Below are 17,923 nucleotides of genomic sequence, written 5' to 3' on the forward strand. Positions count from 1 at the left end.
CCGACGCGCCGCGTACATTCAGGAAATACGCGTAATCGTTAACGTCCATCGCGAGCAAGCCCGCTCCCACAGTCAGATCTGCTCGTCCCCCACAAACCCTTCGGGCCATTTGCCCGCCGACCTGGGAAATACTCATGCACGCCATCATGCTCAAAGCCAAGCTGCATCGCGCCGAAGTCACCCACGCCGTACTCGATTACGAAGGTTCCTGCGCCATCGACGGCGAATGGCTGGACCTGTCCGGTATCCGTGAGTACGAACAGATCCAGATCTACAACATCGACAACGGCGAGCGCTTCACCACCTACGCCATCCGTGGCGAAGAAGGTTCGCGCATGATCTCGGTCAACGGCGCCGCGGCACACAAGGCCAAGGTCGGCGATCGCGTGATCATCTGCGCTTACGCCCATTACAGCGAAGCCGAACTGCTCAACTTCAAGCCACGCATGCTCTACATGGCACCGGGCAATGAATTGAGTCACACCAGCAACGCCATTCCGGTCCAGGTCGCCTGATCCGAGTCCTGTCTCTTCCGTTTGTCGGACTATTCCTAACTTCGATGTTAAAAAAGTACCGGAAACAGGTCAGACAAAGTCAAGACAGATCATTGCGCGGGGTTTACTGTAGTCGCCCTGCGCCATGAAATCGTGTCGACGCAGTTGACCGGAACGCCCATCCATAGCGCTCCGGGATTTTTAGTGTTCAAAAGGCCGTTCAAGTAATAAGGAAACCCGCAGCGATGGCGTATTACCGCACTCCTCACGACGTTACCGCTCTGCCTGCCTGGCAAGCGCTGAATGACCACCGCCAAGCCATGCAGGATTTCAGCATGCGCGAAGCCTTCAATGCCGATCCGCAGCGTTTTACTCAATTCACCCTCAGCAGCTGCGGTCTGTTTCTCGACTACTCGAAGAACCTGATCAACGCCGAGACCCGCAATCTGCTGGTGGGCCTGGCCAACGAAGTCGATCTCAAGGGCGCGATCAAATCGCTGTTCGACGGCGAAATCGTCAACGCTTCCGAAGGTCGTCCAGCCCTGCACACCGCCCTGCGTCGCCCGGTAGGCGACAAGCTGTCGGTCAACGGCGTCAACGTGATGCCGGAAGTGCACAAGGTGCTGAACCAGATCACCGACCTCGTGGGCCGTATCCACGATGGTCTGTGGCGCGGTTACACCGAGAAGCCGATCACTGACGTGGTCAACATCGGCATCGGTGGCTCCTTCCTCGGCCCGGAACTGGTGTCCGAAGCCTTGCTGTCCTACGCCCAGAAAGGCGTGCGTTGCCATTACCTGGCAAACATCGACGGCAGCGAATTCCACGAATTGACCATGAAGCTGCGCGCCGAGACCACGCTGTTCATCGTCTCGTCGAAATCCTTCAACACCCTCGAAACCCTGAAGAACGCCCAAGCCGCCCGTGCCTGGTACCTGGCCCAGGGTGGTTCGGAAGCCGAGCTGTATCGCCATTTCATCGCGGTATCGAGCAATAACGCCGCCGCGGTAGCGTTCGGCATCCGCGAAGAAAACATCTTCCCGATGTGGGACTGGGTCGGCGGCCGCTACTCGCTGTGGTCGGCCATCGGTTTGCCGATTGCCCTGGCCATCGGCATGTCCAACTTCAAGGAATTGCTGTCCGGTGCCTACACCATGGACCAGCACTTCCTGACCGCGCCGTTCGAACAGAACATGCCGGTGCTGCTGGCCTTGCTCGGCGTGTGGTACGGCAACTTCTGGGGCGCGCAAAGCCACGCGATCCTGCCGTACGATCACTACCTGCGTAACATCACCAAGCACTTGCAACAGCTGGACATGGAATCCAACGGCAAGAGCGTGCGCCAGGACGGCAAACCAGTGTCCACCGACACCGGGCCGGTGATCTGGGGCGGCGTCGGCTGCAACGGTCAGCACGCCTACCACCAGTTGCTGCACCAGGGCACCCAGTTGATCCCGGCCGACTTCATCGTGCCGATCGTCAGCTTCAACCCGGTGTCCGACCACCACCAGTGGCTGTACGCCAACTGCCTGTCGCAAAGCCAGGCGCTGATGCTCGGCAAGACCTTGGCCGAGGCCGAAACCGAGCTGCGTGACAAGGGCCTGAGCGAAGACGAAGTGCAGAAACTCGCGCCACACAAGGTGATCCCGGGCAACCGTCCGAGCAACACCCTGGTTGTGGAGCGCATCAGCCCTCGTCGTCTCGGCGCTCTGGTGGCGATGTACGAACACAAAGTTTTCGTGCAGAGCGTGATCTGGGGCATCAACGCCTTCGACCAGTGGGGTGTGGAGCTGGGCAAAGAGCTGGGCAAGGGCGTCTACAACCGCCTGGTCGGCAGCGAAGAGGCGCCGGCCGAGGACGCTTCGACCCAAGGGCTGATCAATTACTTCCGTGGTCGTCACCGCGGGTGATTTGATGGCCCCCTGTAGGAGCAGCTTGCCAGCGATGACGGTGTGTCAGTCCAATAAATTTTGACTGATCCACCGCTTTCGCTGGCAAGCCAGCTCCTACGAGGGTCGCACCGCTCCCCTCTTGAACCCATTGACCTCCTGGCGCATCTTTATCTTTGTCGCAAAACAAGAATAAGGAACCGTCATGTTCGATATCAGCACGTTCCCCAAAGCCGATGCCGTCCGCCGGGCTGCACAATTGAGTCAAGACGACTATCAGCGCCTGTACCGCGAATCCATTGAACACCCCAGTACGTTCTGGGCCGAACAGGCCACGCGTTTTCTCGACTGGAGCACGCCCTGGGAAACCGTCCAGCGCTACAACCTGAAAACCGGAGAAGCCAGCTGGTTTGCCGGTGGAAAGCTGAACGTCAGCTACAACTGCATCGACCGGCACCTGGAAAAACGCGGCGATCAGGTCGCCATCATCTGGGAAGGCGACGACCCTGCCGACTCGACCTCGATCACCTACAAACAACTGCATGAAAACGTCTGCCGCCTGGCCAACGTGCTGAAAAGCCGTGGCGTGAAAAAAGGCGACCGCGTGTGCATCTACATGCCGATGATTCCCGAAGCCGCCTACGCCATGCTGGCCTGTACCCGTATCGGCGCAGTGCACTCAGTCGTATTTGGCGGCTTCTCCCCGGACTCCGTACGCGACCGGATTCTCGACGCCGACTGCCAAACCGTGATCACTGCCGACGCGGGAGTACGCGGCGGCAAGGCCGTACCGCTCAAGGAAAAGGTCGACAAGGCCCTACAGAGTTGTCCGAATGTCAGCACCGTCATCGTGGTCGAACACTCCAAGAGTGAGGTGGACTGGGTCGAAGGCCGGGACATCAAGTATCAGCAGGCCCTGCGCGATGCCAGCGCCGATTGCCCGCCCGAGCCGATGGACGCCGAGGACCCGTTGTTCATCCTCTACACCTCCGGCAGCACCGGCAAACCCAAGGGCGTGTTGCACACCACTGGCGGCTACCTGCTGCAAGCCGCAATGACCTTCAAGTACGTGCTGGACTACCGCGACGGCGAAGTCTTCTGGTGCACCGCCGATGTCGGCTGGGTCACAGGCCACAGCTACATCGTCTACGGCCCGCTGGCCAACGGCGCGACCACGCTGATCTTCGAAGGCGTGCCAAGCTACCCGACTACCTCGCGTTTCTGGCAGGTGATCGACAAGCACAAGGTAAACATTTTCTATACCGCCCCGACGGCCCTGCGCTCGTTAATGCGCGAAGGCCCCGGACCGTTGCAGCAAACATCCCGCGCCAGCATCAGGCTACTCGGTACGGTGGGTGAGCCGATCAACCCGGAAGCGTGGGAGTGGTACTTCCATGAGGTCGGAGAAGAGCGCTGCCCGATCGTCGATACCTGGTGGCAGACCGAAACCGGCGGCATCATGCTCAGCCCTTTGGTCAGTGCGCAGCGGATCAAGCCTGGTTGTGCGACACAACCGATGTTCGGCGTGCAGCCGGTACTGCTCGACGAGCAGGGCAAGGAAATCAAAGGCGCCGGCAGTGGCGTACTGGCCATCAAGTCCAGTTGGCCAGCACAGATCCGCAGTGTCTACGGCGATCCGCAGCGCATGATCGACACCTACTTCAAGCCCTACCCCGGCTACTACTTCACCGGCGATGGCGCGCGGCGCGATGAGGATGGTGATTACTGGATCACCGGGCGCATCGACGATGTGATCAACGTTTCCGGCCACCGCATCGGCACCGCCGAAGTGGAAAGCGCCCTGGTGCTGCACGAGAGCATCGCCGAGGCCGCTGCGGTCGGTTATCCCCACGACATCAAGGGCCAGGGCATCTATGTCTTTGTCACGCCCATGAACGGCGTCGAAACCAATGATGAACTGAAGAAAGAATTGCTGGCCCTTGTCAGCCAGGAAATCGGCAGTTTCGCCAAGCCGGACTTGATCCAGTGGGCGCCGGCCTTGCCGAAAACCCGCTCAGGCAAGATCATGCGACGCATTCTGCGCAAGATCGCCTGCAATGAACTCGACAGCCTGGGCGACACTTCGACCCTGGCCGATCCAAGCGTGGTACAAGGCTTGATCGATAAACGCCTGAATCAATAACGTGCCTTTGTAGGAGCGAACTCGCTCGCGATGAACTCAAGCGCGCCGCGTGTATTCAGGAGAAACGCGTTACCGTTAACGACCATCGCGAGCAAGCTCGCGCCTACAGAGTGGCCATGGAATTCATTCGCACCCGCATCGAAACCCAGATCATGAGCCTGACCGGCCTGTCCCTGGGCAAGCTCGACCTGGAAAACCCCAAGGGCGACCCCGGCCTGTTCGGGCCGGACTCGGTGAGTTGGCAAGTCCATGGTGATTTCAGCAGCATGCTGATAGGTGGCATCAGCGCCTTGATGCTGCAAGCCCTGCACCCGCTGGCATTGGCCGGGGTCTGGGACCATTCGAACTTTCGTGAAGACATGCTCGGTCGCCTGCGCCGCACCGGGCAGTTCATCTCCGGTACCACTTTCGGTTCGCGGCAGGACGCCGACTGGCTGATCGAAAAAGTCCGCACCATTCATTTGCAGATTACCGGCACGGCGCCGGATGGACGCCCCTACGCCGCCAGCGATCCCCAATTGCTGACGTGGGTGCATGTGGCGGAAGTCAGCAACTTCCTCGCCGGGCATTTGCGCTATCGCAATCCGCACCTGTCCCCGGCCGACCAGGATCGCTATTACGCTGAAATTGCCATGATCGCCGAGCGCCTCGGCGCCCGGGATGTGCCCCGTTCGCGGCAGGAAATTGCCGACTACCTTGAGCGCATGCGCCCACAGTTACTATGCGACGAACGCAGCCGGGAAGTCCTGCGCCTGTTGCTGAACGCTCCCTCCCCCAGTCGTTTGGCCAAGCCATTCGGCGGGTTGATGATGCAGGCTGGAATCGATCTGCTGCCGGACTGGGCCAGCGACATGCTCGGCGTCAGCCAGAGCCCGTTGCAACGCAAGCTGATCCGCGCCAGCGTCAATCGCAGCGCGCCTATGCTGCGCTGGGCGGTGCGTAATGGCTCGGTGCAGCGGGCCAAGCGACGGATGGGGATTACTTAGGCAGAACAAAGTCAAAAGCTTCGCGAGCAAGCCCGCTCCCACAGGTTTTATGCCGTACACAAAATGTGTGTTCTGCCTAAGTCCCCTGTGGGAGCGGGCTTGCTCGCGAAGGCAGCGCCTCGGTCCCGCGCCAAAACTGTTAAACTCCCGCGCCCAATTCTCTCCTGCAAGGCGCCCAGCATGTCTTCCTTGAATCAGGCGCTGCGCGCCGCCCTCGATCAACGCCAGGACCTGCTCGCCGAACTGCACCAGCAAGGCACCGATTGCTATCGCCTGTTCCACGGCAGCCAGGAAGGTGCCGGTGGCCTGACCATCGACCGTTACGGCCCGCAGTTGCTGGTGCAAAGTTTCCACCAGGCGCTGGAGCGCGAGACGCTGCTGCAACTGCACGAAACGATCAATCAACATCTGGGTTTTGCAACCCTGCTGGTCTACAACGACCGCTCCCGGGGCAACTCGCGCATCGACCGCGAAGACATCGTCTACCGTGCCGACGAAGCCGCCCTGCAAGACCTGGTCGGCCACGAATGGGGCCTGAACTATCGGGTCCGTGGCCGCCATGCCGGACAAGACCCGCTGCTGTTCCTCGACCTGCGCAACACCCGTGGCTGGGTCAAGGATCACAGCAAGAACAAAAGCGTACTGAACCTGTTCGCCTACACCTGTGGTGTCGGCCTCAGTGCGGCTGCGGGCGGAGCGCGCGAGGTCTGTAACCTGGACTTCGCCGAAGGCAACCTGGCGGTCGGTCGGGAGAACGGTTTGCTCAACCCGCAGTTGCCGACCATGGAATTTATCCAGTCCGACTACTTCCCGGCCATACGCCAACTGGCCGGCTTGCCGGTCAGCCAGCGCCGCGGGCAAAAACTGCCAAGTTATCAGCGCCTGGAACAGCGCCAGTACGATCTGGTGCTGCTCGACCCACCGGCCTGGGCCAAGAGCGCATTCGGCACCGTCGACCTGCTACGCGACTACCAGAGCCTGCTCAAGCCAGCCTTGCTGACCACCGCCGACAACGGCGTGTTGATCTGCTGCAACAACCTGGCGAAAGTCAGCATGGACGACTGGCGCGAGCAGGTGTTGCGTTGTGCAGAGAAAGCCGGACGACCAGTGCGTGAGTGCACCGTGATGAAGCCAGGCGGCGACTTTCCGTCGATGGATCAGCAACCACCACTGAAAACCCTGATCCTGCAGCTCTGACCGTGGTCGGAGAAATCTGAAAATTCCTGAACAGGCCGATCACTTCGGAACCGGAAACGCGTGCCATACTCCAAGGCACTCCGATTCAGACAGATGAAGCCACACATGTACAAAGGATTGATACGCGCCATCGGCGCCTTGTTGACTGCTCTGGCCCTCTACAGCTTGCTGGGCTTTCTGATTTTACCGGGGGTCGCGTTGCGTGTTGCCAACCAGCAACTGGCCAACTACGCCACCACCCCCGCCACAATCCAGCGGATCGAGTTCAATCCGTTCAGCCTCGAACTGACCCTCTGGGGCCTGAACATCGGCGAGCCCGGCAAGGAGCAGGTCGCTTTCGAACGCCTGTACGCCAACCTGCAACTCGACAGTCTGTGGACCAAGGCGGTGCACCTGGCCGATATCGAACTGGACAAGCCCAAGACCGAGATCCTCTTCAGCAAGGACGGCAAACTCAATCTGCTTGGGCTGTTCAAACTGCCAGAGAGCGAACCCACACCGGCCGACCCGGATGCCAAGCCATTTCCGCTGCGCATCGAGCGGATCAAACTGGCCGGCGGCGCCGTACACTTTGAAGACGCCCGGCCCAGCGAGCCCATCGAGTTTCTCTACGACACACTCGATTTCGAGCTGAAAAACCTCAGCACCCTGCCCGAAGACAGCGCCGACATGACCCTGGTGGCCATCGGTCCCAACGGCGGACAAATCGACTGGACCGGCAACTTCAGCCTGATCCCGATTGCCTCCGAAGGTAAGCTGAAAATCACTGATGGCAAGATGAAAGCCTTTTGGCCCTATGTGCGCGATGCCGTACCACTGGACCTCGAACATGGCGTGATGAGCATCAGTACCGACTACAAACTCAACCTGGCCAAGGAAACCGAGCTGCTGCTGAACAATGTAGCGGTCAACATCGCCCCCTTCGCGATCAAGGCCCCGGATGGCCGGCCACTGGTGAAACTTGAGCGCCTGGACATCAGCGAAACCACGGTGGATCTGGCCAAACAGAAAGTGGTGGTCGGCAAGATCCGCAGCAACAAACTGGAGACCTGGGCCGCACTGGAATCGGACGGCCAGCTCGACTGGCAGAAACTGTTCGCCAGCCAGCCATCCAAACCCGCAGCCAAAGCCAAGGCCAAGGCGGATGCCGAACCGGCCAGTGCTCCGGCAGCGGCAGACTCGCCGAAACCTGAACCGGCCGCGCCAGACAAACCCTGGCAGGTGCTGCTCAAGGATGTGCAGTTGCGCGATTACACGGTGCATCTGGCTGACCGCAAGGCACAACCCGCCGTCGCCCTCGACTTGAGCCCGCTGAACCTCGACCTGCAAAACTTCGACAGCCTCAACGGCTCGCCCTTTACCCTCAAGCTCGATACCGGCGTGGGCAAGCAAGGCAAGATCATGGCCGATGGCGAGGTTAACCTGGCCCCTGTCAGCGCCACGCTGAAGGTACAGACCAAGGACATCGACCTGCGGGTTGCCCAGTCCTACATCACGCCGTTCATTCGCCTGGAACTGCGCAGCGGCATGCTCGGCAGTGACCTGGCGGTCAACCTGAAAAGCACCGAGCCCCTGGCCTTCAACGTCACCGGCCGCGCCCAGGTCGATCAGTTGCACACCCTGGACACCCTGAAGACCCGCGACTTCCTCAAGTGGCAACAGGTCGTGGTCGAAGGCCTGAACTATCAGCATGGGGACAGCCTGTCGATCGACAAGATCAACCTGTTCCAGCCCTATGCGCGCTTCATGATCAACGATGATCGCACCACCAATATCGATGACCTGCTGATTCCGCAGCCGGCGGACTCCGGAGCAAAAACCGCGGCGAGCAAACCGGCCAGCAAGGAAAAGCCGCTGGGCATCCACATCGGCGGCATTTTCATCAATGACGGTTCGGCCAACTTCGCCGACTTCAGCCTGACGCCGAACTTCGCCACCGCCATCCAGCAACTCAACGGGCAGATCGGCACCATCGACAGCCGCCAGCCAAAACCGGCCGGTGTCGACATCAAGGGCAAGGTCGATCGCTACGCGCCGGTGACCATCAAGGGCGCCGTCAATCCGTTCGACCCGATGGCCAGCCTCGACATCGCCACCAGCTTCAAACGCGTGGAACTGACCACGCTGACGCCCTACTCCGGCAAGTTCGCCGGCTACCGTATCCGCAAGGGCCGGCTCAATCTCGACCTGCACTACCAGATCACCAAGGGCCAACTCAAAGCTGAAAACAAAGTGGTGGTTGAACAGTTGCAACTGGGTGAAAAAGTAGACAGCCCGGATGCCGTGAGCTTGCCGCTAAAACTGGCCATTGCCTTGCTCAAGGACGTCGACGGCAAGATTTCCATCGAACTGCCGGTCACCGGCGACCTGAACAACCCGCAATTCAGCATCATGCCGATTGTCTGGCAGACCCTGCGTAACCTGATCGTCAAAGCCGCGGCAGCGCCGTTCAAGCTCATTGGTGGGCTGGTCAACGGTGGTGGGGCGGAAGACCTGGGCAGTGTTTCCTTCGCAGCGGGTTCCAGCGACCTGAGCAAGGACGCCGAAGGCGCTCTGGACAAACTCTCCAAGGCGCTCAAGGAACGCCCGGCCCTGCGCCTGGAAATCGAAGGCACCGCCGCCCAGAGCAGTGATGGCCCGCTGATCGCCGAACAACGCCTGGAACGTGAATACCAGTACAACTACTACAAAATGCTCCAGCGCCGCGGTGACAAGGTCCCGGCCCAGGCTTCGTTGCTGGAAGTGCCGGACGGGGAAAAAGGCCCGCTGCTCGAAGGTATCTACCGCACCCGTCTGAAAGCCCAGCCCCCTGCCGAATGGAAGGATCTGGGCAAGGAAGATCGCACCGCGAAAATGCGGGCCGAGGTGATCAAGTTCTGGAGCTCCAGTGACGTGTTGTTACGCCAACTGGGCCAGGAGCGCGCCAGCAGCATCAAGGATTACCTGGTCGACAAGGCCCAGCTGGAAGACGACCGGGTGTACTTCATCGACGCCAATCTGGGCGAGGCAGAAAGTGACGGCCGCGTGGTAACGCCGATGCATCTGGATGCCGAGTGATGATCCGGTGGTGGCTGACAGGCCTGGTTCTGGCGCTGTCGGCCAGTCAGGCCTGGGCGACCGATACCCTGCGCTGTGGCAGCCAATTGATCAGCATCGGCGACCGCTCGAGTGAGGTCCTGCAGAAATGCGGCGAGCCGATCAGTCGCGACCTGCTGGGTTACAAGCGCAGTGCAGATCGGCGCGAGGAGTTTCAGGTCGAGGAATGGACCTACGGACCGAAGGGTGGCATGTATCAATACTTGCGATTTGAAGGCAACCGGCTGAAACAGATCACCAGCAAGCGCGGCAATTGATTAGCACTATCCAATGTGGGAGCGGGCTTGCTCGCGAAGGCGATAGATCAGTCAACTTGTTGGTTGAATGGCACACCGCTTTCGCGAGCAAGCCCGCTCCCACATTGGGTTTTCAGCGTCCCACATAGAACAGGCCCCGGCAAAAATGCGCGGGGCCTGTGCTGGCCAAACTCCTTTTGGCCTTTCGCATGAACACTCAGGTTGCAACAGACGTATGACTCTGCCCGTCTGTCGCACCTTCTCCCGGTCCAGGCGAGAAGCCTTAGCCTTACTCGGCTTTCAGGCCGTCAGCGGAAACCGCTTTGACGCCTTTGATTTTCTTGGTGATGGCCACGGCGGTGGTTTTCTGCGCTTCGGTGACCGCCACGGTGGAGGACAGCGATACGACGCCTTTGTTGGTTTCGACTTTGATGTCGGTGCCTGGAATGCCTTTTTCGGTCATCAGGTCACTTTTGACTTTGGTGGTGATCCAGGTATCGGAAGTAGCTTCTTCAGCCTTGGTCATTTCACCCGCCGCCAGGGTCATTGGAGCCTGGGTGGCTTGAGTGGTCTGGGCGAATGCCGCGTTTGCCATGGTCAGGGTCAGCGCGGTAGCAGTAGCGGCAGCGATAGCGAACTTCTTCATACGAGTAACTCCTGTTTTTCTGAAAAGTCTGCCGGGTGTCATGTCGGCAGGGTTACCAGGGATATTGCGAACGCTGTGCCAACTTTGAAACAAAAGATAAAGCCTTATAAATCAATAAGTTATAAAATCAGTCAATTTTCGAAATCATGCAAAATGCACGAGAAGCACAAACACTGCATGCAAGTTGCGGGTTTATGGAAAGTTCCTAAGATGCTGAAATTTCTGAGCTTTGTCTGCGGCATTTGACGATGGGTCGACAAACAGGAAAAACCCCGCCAAAGCGGGGATTTGATTCAGCCATTCATGCCGCAGAACCGGAACACCCTTTAGGCAAGTAATCCACGGAAACGCTGCTCTTGCATGACCAGCCTTTGGTTTCGTCCCGTGTCAGGGTGACGGTTTTGCCCTGGACCACCCCCGGGGCATTGTGCAACGTACAAACGATTGATCCCCCTCCGGCCGCAGTTGTAGCCGTGACAGCGAGGGCGCAGTGGTTGGTTGAGGTCTCGCCGGCAGGCGCCACGTTGGCAATTGTCGGAGTGTCCCCCTGATTGATCACATCCTCGAACGGCACCTTCATCGCCGTCAGCTCGGCCAGCGCCGCAGTGACCTTGGCCCGAGCCTGGTATTTGGAATACATCGGCAAACCCAGCGTGGCCAGGATCCCGATGATCGCCACCACGACGAGCAACTCGATCAGGGTAAAACCTTTTTGATTCATATACAGACTCCATGCATGAGTCGAAGGCTCATGACCTGCCCCATGGCAGCACAGCCTGTGCCAAGGCCAGAAGCCCCTGTTGGCAGGGGGCTGGGCGGCTGCAAAGCCCTTTCCCACAACTAGGATCAGCACTATCTGACGTTTTTTGTCACCTCACCCTTGCCGGTTTGGCTCCATCGTTTGACTAGGCTATAAGACCCACTCAAGCGGATTACCCAGGACTGAACATGGCGGTCAAGGCAGCGAAAATCAGCGTGTATGCATGGGAAGGCATTGACCGCAAAGGCACAAAGGTAACCGGTGAGCTCAGCGCTCAAAACCCCGCGCTGATCAAGGCGAAACTGCGCAGGCAAGGCATCAGTCCCGGCAAGGTTCGCAAAAAGAACCAGTCGGTTTTCAACATGGGCAAGCGCATCAAGGCCCAGGACATTGCCCTGTTCACCCGGCAAATGGCGACGATGATGAAGGCCGGCGTGCCGTTGCTGCAGTCGTTCGACATCATCGGCGAAGGCTTTGACAATCCGGCCATGCGCACGCTGGTGGACGAACTGAAACAGGAAGTCGCGGCAGGCAGCAGTTTCGCCGCCGCCCTGCGCAAGAAACCCCGGTATTTCGATGAACTGTATTGCAACCTGGTGGATGCCGGCGAGCAGGCCGGTGCCCTCGATACCCTTTTGGAGCGGGTCGCGACCTACAAGGAAAAAAGCGAAAGTCTCAAGGCCAGGATCAGGAAAGCCATGACCTACCCGCTGGTGGTGGTGTTCGTCGCGGCGATTGTCACCGGGATTCTGCTGGTCAATGTCGTGCCGCAGTTCGAGTCGGTGTTCAAAGGCTTCGGCGCCGAACTGCCGGCCTTCACCGTGATGGTCATTGGCCTGTCGCAATTCATGCAGGCCTGGTGGTGGGTGGTCCTCGGCGCGCTGGTAACGATGGCCTTCGGCATGCGTCACGCCCTCAGGACATCCCCGGCCTGCCGTGACCGGACGGACACCTGGCTGCTTAAACTGCCGCTGGTTGGCACATTGATGTACAAGTCCGCCGTGGCCCGATTCGCCCGTACGCTGTCGACTACTTTCGCGGCCGGCGTGCCACTGGTAGAGGCCCTGGAATCAGTGGCCGGCGCGACCGGCAACATCGTTTTCAAGCGTGCGGTATTGCGCATCCGCCAGGACGTTTCGACCGGCATGCAATTGAATTTCGCCATGCGTACCTCCGGCGTCTTTCCGAACATGGCGATACAGATGACCGCCATCGGCGAAGAGTCAGGCGCCCTGGACGCTATGCTCGACAAAGTCGCGGGGTTCTACGAAGACAACGTCGATAACATGGTCGATAACCTCACCAGCCTGATGGAACCGTTCATCATGGTGGTGCTGGGTGTTATCGTCGGTGGACTGGTAGTTGCCATGTACCTGCCCATCTTCCAACTTGGCTCAGCGATCTGACATGCCCTTGAATGAAATTCTGACCCACTTTCCGCTGGCCTTTGTCCTTCTCGCAGGCATCACCGGCCTGCTGGTCGGCAGTTTCCTCAATGTCGTGATCTGGCGCCTGCCGAAAATGCTCGAACGCGACTGGCGTGAGCAGGCTCATGACATTCTCGGGCTGTCTGGCGAAACGCCGGTGCCCACCTACAACCTGCTGCTGCCCCATTCCCAATGCCCGCACTGCGCTCACCGGATCCGCGCCTGGGAAAACATTCCGCTGCTCAGTTATGTGTTTTTGCGCGGCCGCTGTTCAGCCTGCGCGGCGGCGATCAGCCCGCGCTATCCGTTAACCGAACTGGCTTGTGGCGCGCTATCGGCGTTTGTCGCCTGGCACTTCGGCTTCGGTTGGCCAGCCTGCCTGGTGATGGTCCTGAGCTGGGGTTTGCTGGCGATGAGCCTGATCGACGCCGAACATCAGATATTGCCAGACGTGCTGGTGCTGCCATTGCTATGGCTGGGGTTGATCATCAACAGTTTCGGCCTATTCGCGTCGTTGCACGAGGCGCTTTGGGGGGCGATTGCCGGCTACAGCGTGCTGTGGGCGGTGTTCTGGCTGTTCAAGCTGATCACGGGCAAGGACGGCATGGGCTACGGTGATTTCAAGCTGCTGGCGATGCTGGGCGCCTGGGGTGGCTGGCAGATTTTGCCGCTGACCATCCTGCTGTCTTCGCTGGTGGGTGCCATTATCGGCTTGATGATGCTGCGCTGGCGCAATGCAAAAACCTCGACGCCGATCCCTTTCGGTCCCTATCTGGCCATTGCCGGCTGGATTGCGTTGCTCTGGGGTGGTCAAATAACCGATCTCTATTGGCAGTTTGTCGGTTTGAAATGAATACCCCTGTGGAAAAACCCTGGATTCTCGGCCTGACCGGCGGCATCGGCAGCGGCAAAAGTGCCGCCGCCCAACACTTCATCGACCTGGGCGTGCATGTGGTCGACGCCGACCATGCCGCGCGCTGGGTAGTTGAACCTGGTCGCCCGGCACTGGCACAAATCGCCGGGCACTTCGGCCCAGGCGTGTTGCAGGTCGACGGGCAACTGGACCGCGCCGCGCTACGCAAATTGATCTTCGAAGTGCCTGAAGAGCGCCGCTGGCTGGAGGCCCTCCTGCATCCACTGATCGGCGAGGAAATCGCTCACCACCTGGCGCTGGCAAAATCGCCTTATGCGATTCTGGTTTCGCCGCTGCTGATCGAGTCCGGACAATACGCCATGACCCAACGGGTGCTGGTGATCGATGCCCCGGAACAATTGCAGATTGAACGCACCCTGCAACGAGACCAGACCAGCGAACAGCAAGTCCAGGCGATCCTCAAGGCCCAGTCCAGCCGCCAGGATCGCGTGAGCCATGCCGACGACGTCGTGGTCAATGACCGCGACCTTGCCTGGCTGCACAGCGAGGTCGAACGCCTGCATCACTTTTATCTTACTTTGCGTGGAGGCCAGTCATGAGCCAACCAACAACCGTCGAATGCCCTACCTGTGGCGCCCCCGTGGAATGGACCGCCGAGAGCAAATTCCGGCCCTTCTGCTCCGACCGCTGCAAACTGATCGACCTGGGCGCCTGGGCGTCCGAAGAACACAAGATTCCAGTGGCTCCCGATGCCGAGGACGAGATGTTCAGCGGTGACTTCGACCCGCGTCACTGATCCCGATCATGGCGATGCCAGGCCTTGATGCGAATCAAGGCTTGGGATCGTCATCTTTCCAGGGGGCCGAGAGGTAGCGGGTGCGGTTGAACGTCTCCAGCCATTCCGGGCAGAACACCACCAGCGCACTGACGATCATGCCGTTGATAAACGCTTCGGGGAAAATGATCAGCCACAGGTAACCGACAAAATCCTCCAGCCAATACGGCATCTCGAAACGCTCATCGAACCACAGCAACCACAGTGCCAGCAGCAGGCACAGCAGCGCCGACAGCGCGGCGGCGAAAAATCCGGAAACGAAGATATACACGAAGGGATTTCGCGGTTGCGCGCGCTCCACCAGAATGGCGCAGCACTCGGTAACCAGCACCGGCAGGGCAATCAACAGCGCGCCATTGACCCCGACCGCCGCCAGATCCTGTCGGCCGAGCAACACCAGCCCCATCTGCGCCACCAAGCCGCCCATCAGCGCCAGCGGCCAGTCCAGCAACAGCGTTACCGCTGTCATGCCGATGAAGTGGTAAGACACGCCGGTATCAAAGTCGCGCCGCACCAGCCACAGCAAAAACAGCGCAAACACCGTTCCGAACAGCAGATGCTGACGGCGGCTGTCGGTGAACAGTTCAACCCACGGCGCGCGACAGATCGCCCAGATCAACACCGGCACATAGATCAGCCAGCCGACCGCAAGGGTTTGCGATGACAGCAACTCTGCACCGATCATGGCTACGCGCGACTCCTTGGCGAAAGACAACAGGCACTCAGTCTACACCGCCGCTCGCCTGCCCTTCGACTTCAAGCCCAATGCCGCGAATCGTTCATCACCGCGTCATGTTCGGCGAACAGCTTCGGTAGCTCTGACTTGAGAAAGTCCACCCAGGTGCGCACCTTGGCATCGAGAAAGCGTCGCGAAGGATACAGCGCATACACATTGCGTTCGCGCAGGCGCCATGCTGGTAACACGCGCAGCAAAGTGCCGTCGCTCAAGGGCCGCGTCGCGGTGTAGAACGGCAGCAGGCTGATGCCCATGCCCGCTTCCGAAGCCTTGACCATCGACTCGGCAACATTGCACTGAAAGGTCTTGGCCGGGCAGACGGCGTGCTCGCCGTGCTCGTCCTGGAAAAGCCATTGATCGCTGTACAACGGGTCGAGCATGCGCAGGCATTGATGATCGCTCAGCGCCAGCGGCTGCTGCGGCACGCCCCGACGCTGCAGATAGTCCGGGGAGGCACAGGGCACGCTGTAGATCTGCCCGACGGCTTGCGCAACCATTTGCGAGTCGGCCAGTTCGGGAGCGATCGAAATCACCACATCGTGCCCCTCTTCCAGCGGGTCGGGATTGCGCTGCGACAAGGTCAGCTCGAACACCACATCGGGATAAAGCTCGCTGTAGCGGGCGATCAAGGGCGTGAGCAGCACACCCAGGCCGTTCATGCTGTGCACCCGCAGGCGTCCGGCCGGATTGATATGAGCACCACGGGCCTCGGCCGTCGCCTCATCCATGGCGTCGACGATTTGCCGGCTGCGCAGCAGGAAGCGCTCGCCGGCGTCGGTCAGGCTCAAGCGCCGCGTGGTGCGTTGCAGCAGACGCGCCTGAACATGCTCCTCCAGATCCGCGACCAATCGGGAGACCTGCGCGGTCGACAGATCCAGCGCATCGGCAGCCCCGGTGAAACTGGCGCAGTCCACCACGCGGATGAATACGCGCAAGTTATTAAGCACGTCCATAAGCCCCCCTCGGGCGATCACTGTTACGTTTTATGTAAGGCTGCATCCGCCGTTCGCCCCTTTATCCCTCGGTGGCAAAGACTAAAATTCAGACATCAAAACCGACACGGAGCACGCCAACATGAAAACGTTGATCAGTCTGTTGCTGACCGTTATCGCCACCTCGGCCATGGCCGCCGACAACGAACCCCTCGCGGTCCTGTACAACCCGGAGCAGCCACTGGACATCGCCAGCGTGGTTTCTGTGTCGGACACCGCGACCGCGTGCGGAGTCGTGCCGGCAACCATGGTGTATGTCGATCATCAGGGCCAGACCCACCGCGTGACCTACAACGTCATGGGTGATTGCACCAGCAACCTGTGATCAATGGCTCACAGCAAGGTCCACGTGTAGCTGAGGATCAAGCGGTTCTCGTCGATATCACTGCGATAGTTTGAACGCGCCATCGCGTTGCGCACACGGATGCCCAGGCCTTTGAGGCTGCCGCTCTGCAACACATAGCCGATGTCCAGGTCTCGCTCGCGGTCCTTGCCTTCATAGCCCTTGCCGGTATCGACGTTATTGCCGCTGATGTAGCGCACGGTGCTGGTCAGCCCAGGTACGCCGAGCGCCGCGAAGTCGTAGTCGTAGCGCGCCTGCCAGGAACGTTCATCGGTGAAGGCGAACTCGTAGGTCGGCACTTCGTTGCCCAGTGGCGAGATGTTGGCAAACACCCGTGGGAACGCACTGTCACCGAACATGCCCTGATAGCCGACGTAAAACGTATGGCCGCCACGCTTGGCCGACAGCAACGAGAAGAACGCCTGGTTGTCGATGTTGCCCAGCAGTTTCTTGCCGTCCTCGCGCGAATCGTAGTAACCGAGGTTGGCACCGAGGACCCAGTCGCCCACCGGCTCACTGTGTTTTAAACCCAGAAAACGCTGGTTGTAGATATCTTCCAGTTGCCCGTACCAGGCGCTGACCGAGCTGCGCTTGTCGTTGAAGACATAATCAGCGCCGGCAAAATTGAAACCGTCACTGCTGACCTGGCGCTGCGGCACATGGCCCAACATCGCTTGCATCTTTTCGTCGCCAGCCTCGTTGCGCAGGCTGGTCGAACTCAAGTGACCACCCTGCAGCGTCAGGCCATTGATCTCGTTGGAGGTGATGCTTGCGCCCTGATAACTCGGTGGCAGCAAGCGAATATCGCTGAAGGCCAACACTGGCAGGTTGGGTTGCAGCTCACCGACTTTCAGCTCGGTTTTGGAGTAGCGCATCTTCAACGCGCCTTCCAGGCGGCTGTAGTTGTCCGCCGCGCGGCCGTCGTCCTGCACCGGCAGCAAACCGGTATTGGTCCGGTCCGGAGCGCTGTCGAGCTTAAGGCCGAGCAAGCCGATGACGTCCACTCCAAACCCAACGGTGCCCGGGGTGTATCCGGACTTCACGTTGAGGATGAAACCCTGGGCCCACTCTTCAGCCTTCGATTGCTGGTTGGCACCGACGATGTCGGAATAGTCGCGGCTGAAGTAGTAATTGCGCGCCTGCAACGTCGCGGTGGTGTCTTCGACAAAGCCTTTTTCAGCGGCCATCGTGCCTGTGGATAAACTCGAGACGACAGCCAGGGACAACACCGAACCGGTTGTTGGGAGAATCTGTTTCATCGTTTTTCTC

General features: G+C 59.7%; 17 protein-coding genes. 12 read left to right on the forward strand and 5 right to left on the reverse strand.

Features of this window, described 5'->3' with window-relative positions; translation table 11 throughout:
• The first annotated feature begins 134 nt into the window (after window positions 1-134).
• From panD to QMK54_RS26680, 7 genes are all read left to right on the forward strand, one after another.
• On the forward strand, window positions 135-515 hold the full coding sequence (gene panD / locus QMK54_RS26650; protein WP_008153310.1) for an aspartate 1-decarboxylase: 381 nt from the start codon (window positions 135-137) through the stop codon (window positions 513-515).
• Window positions 516-739: 224 nt separating this feature from the next.
• The gene (pgi, locus tag QMK54_RS26655; protein ID WP_223594561.1) at window positions 740-2,404 is read left to right on the forward strand and encodes a glucose-6-phosphate isomerase; all 1,665 of its coding nucleotides are present in this window, start codon (window positions 740-742) and stop codon (window positions 2,402-2,404) included.
• Between the two features lie 184 nt (window positions 2,405-2,588).
• Window positions 2,589-4,526, forward strand: a complete 1,938-nt coding sequence (acs, locus tag QMK54_RS26660) for an acetate--CoA ligase (RefSeq protein WP_110662500.1) — start codon at window positions 2,589-2,591, stop codon at window positions 4,524-4,526.
• Window positions 4,527-4,642: 116 nt separating this feature from the next.
• Window positions 4,643-5,512 carry an oxygenase MpaB family protein gene (locus QMK54_RS26665; protein ID WP_320401596.1) on the forward strand — a complete coding sequence of 290 codons (870 nt, stop codon included), beginning with the start codon at window positions 4,643-4,645 and terminating at the stop codon, window positions 5,510-5,512.
• Between the two features lie 180 nt (window positions 5,513-5,692).
• Complete coding sequence (locus QMK54_RS26670; protein ID WP_320401597.1) at window positions 5,693-6,709, forward strand: class I SAM-dependent rRNA methyltransferase; 1,017 nt, start codon at window positions 5,693-5,695, stop codon at window positions 6,707-6,709.
• Window positions 6,710-6,802: 93 nt separating this feature from the next.
• Complete coding sequence (locus QMK54_RS26675) at window positions 6,803-9,766, forward strand: DUF748 domain-containing protein (RefSeq protein ID WP_320401598.1); 2,964 nt, start codon at window positions 6,803-6,805, stop codon at window positions 9,764-9,766.
• Complete coding sequence (locus tag QMK54_RS26680) at window positions 9,766-10,062, forward strand: DUF2845 domain-containing protein (RefSeq protein ID WP_223594571.1); 297 nt, start codon at window positions 9,766-9,768, stop codon at window positions 10,060-10,062. Before QMK54_RS26675 ends, QMK54_RS26680 begins: the two co-directional genes overlap by 1 nt.
• Window positions 10,063-10,330: 268 nt before the next feature.
• Here the strand turns inward: QMK54_RS26680 and QMK54_RS26685 are convergent, their stop codons facing one another.
• On the reverse strand, window positions 10,331-10,687 hold the full coding sequence (locus QMK54_RS26685) for a BON domain-containing protein (RefSeq protein ID WP_223594573.1): 357 nt from the start codon (window positions 10,685-10,687) through the stop codon (window positions 10,331-10,333).
• A 301-nt stretch (window positions 10,688-10,988) separates the two neighbouring features.
• Window positions 10,989-11,408 carry a pilin gene (locus tag QMK54_RS26690; protein WP_320401599.1) on the reverse strand — a complete coding sequence of 140 codons (420 nt, stop codon included), beginning with the start codon at window positions 11,406-11,408 and terminating at the stop codon, window positions 10,989-10,991.
• 227 nt (window positions 11,409-11,635) lie between these two features.
• Between QMK54_RS26690 and QMK54_RS26695 the strand changes: the two genes are divergently transcribed.
• Genes QMK54_RS26695 through yacG form a run of 4 tightly spaced genes read left to right on the forward strand, consistent with a single transcriptional unit; the run spans window position 11,636 to window position 14,544 of the window.
• The gene (locus QMK54_RS26695) at window positions 11,636-12,853 is read left to right on the forward strand and encodes a type II secretion system F family protein (protein WP_110657299.1); all 1,218 of its coding nucleotides are present in this window, start codon (window positions 11,636-11,638) and stop codon (window positions 12,851-12,853) included.
• 1 nt (window position 12,854) lies between these two features.
• A complete protein-coding gene (locus tag QMK54_RS26700) occupies window positions 12,855-13,727 on the forward strand; it encodes an A24 family peptidase (protein ID WP_320401600.1) in 873 nt (290 codons plus the stop codon).
• Window positions 13,724-14,347, forward strand: coding sequence for a dephospho-CoA kinase (gene coaE, locus QMK54_RS26705; protein WP_223594578.1), 624 nt, complete (start codon window positions 13,724-13,726; stop codon window positions 14,345-14,347). The genes QMK54_RS26700 and coaE overlap by 4 nt, the downstream gene beginning before the upstream one ends.
• A complete protein-coding gene (yacG, locus tag QMK54_RS26710; RefSeq protein ID WP_007970539.1) occupies window positions 14,344-14,544 on the forward strand; it encodes a DNA gyrase inhibitor YacG in 201 nt (66 codons plus the stop codon). Before coaE ends, yacG begins: the two co-directional genes overlap by 4 nt.
• A 34-nt stretch (window positions 14,545-14,578) precedes the next feature.
• Here the strand turns inward: yacG and QMK54_RS26715 are convergent, their stop codons facing one another.
• A complete protein-coding gene (locus QMK54_RS26715; protein WP_223594705.1) occupies window positions 14,579-15,268 on the reverse strand; it encodes an energy-coupling factor ABC transporter permease in 690 nt (229 codons plus the stop codon).
• Window positions 15,269-15,339: 71 nt separating this feature from the next.
• Window positions 15,340-16,272: a LysR family transcriptional regulator gene (locus QMK54_RS26720; protein ID WP_110657291.1), complete on the reverse strand. Its 933-nt coding sequence runs from the start codon at window positions 16,270-16,272 to the stop codon at window positions 15,340-15,342.
• A 121-nt stretch (window positions 16,273-16,393) separates the two neighbouring features.
• Here QMK54_RS26720 and QMK54_RS26725 point away from each other — a divergent pair, with 121 nt between their 5' ends.
• Window positions 16,394-16,636, forward strand: a complete 243-nt coding sequence (locus QMK54_RS26725) for a DUF2790 domain-containing protein (protein WP_223594580.1) — start codon at window positions 16,394-16,396, stop codon at window positions 16,634-16,636.
• Between the two features lie 8 nt (window positions 16,637-16,644).
• Here the strand turns inward: QMK54_RS26725 and QMK54_RS26730 are convergent, their stop codons facing one another.
• Window positions 16,645-17,913 carry an OprD family porin gene (locus tag QMK54_RS26730; RefSeq protein ID WP_110657287.1) on the reverse strand — a complete coding sequence of 423 codons (1,269 nt, stop codon included), beginning with the start codon at window positions 17,911-17,913 and terminating at the stop codon, window positions 16,645-16,647.
• Between the last annotated feature and the right edge of the window lie 10 nt (window positions 17,914-17,923).

Origin of the sequence: Pseudomonas sp. P5_109, assembly GCF_034009455.1 — a bacterium.
Classification (GTDB): Bacteria; Pseudomonadota; Gammaproteobacteria; order Pseudomonadales; family Pseudomonadaceae; genus Aquipseudomonas.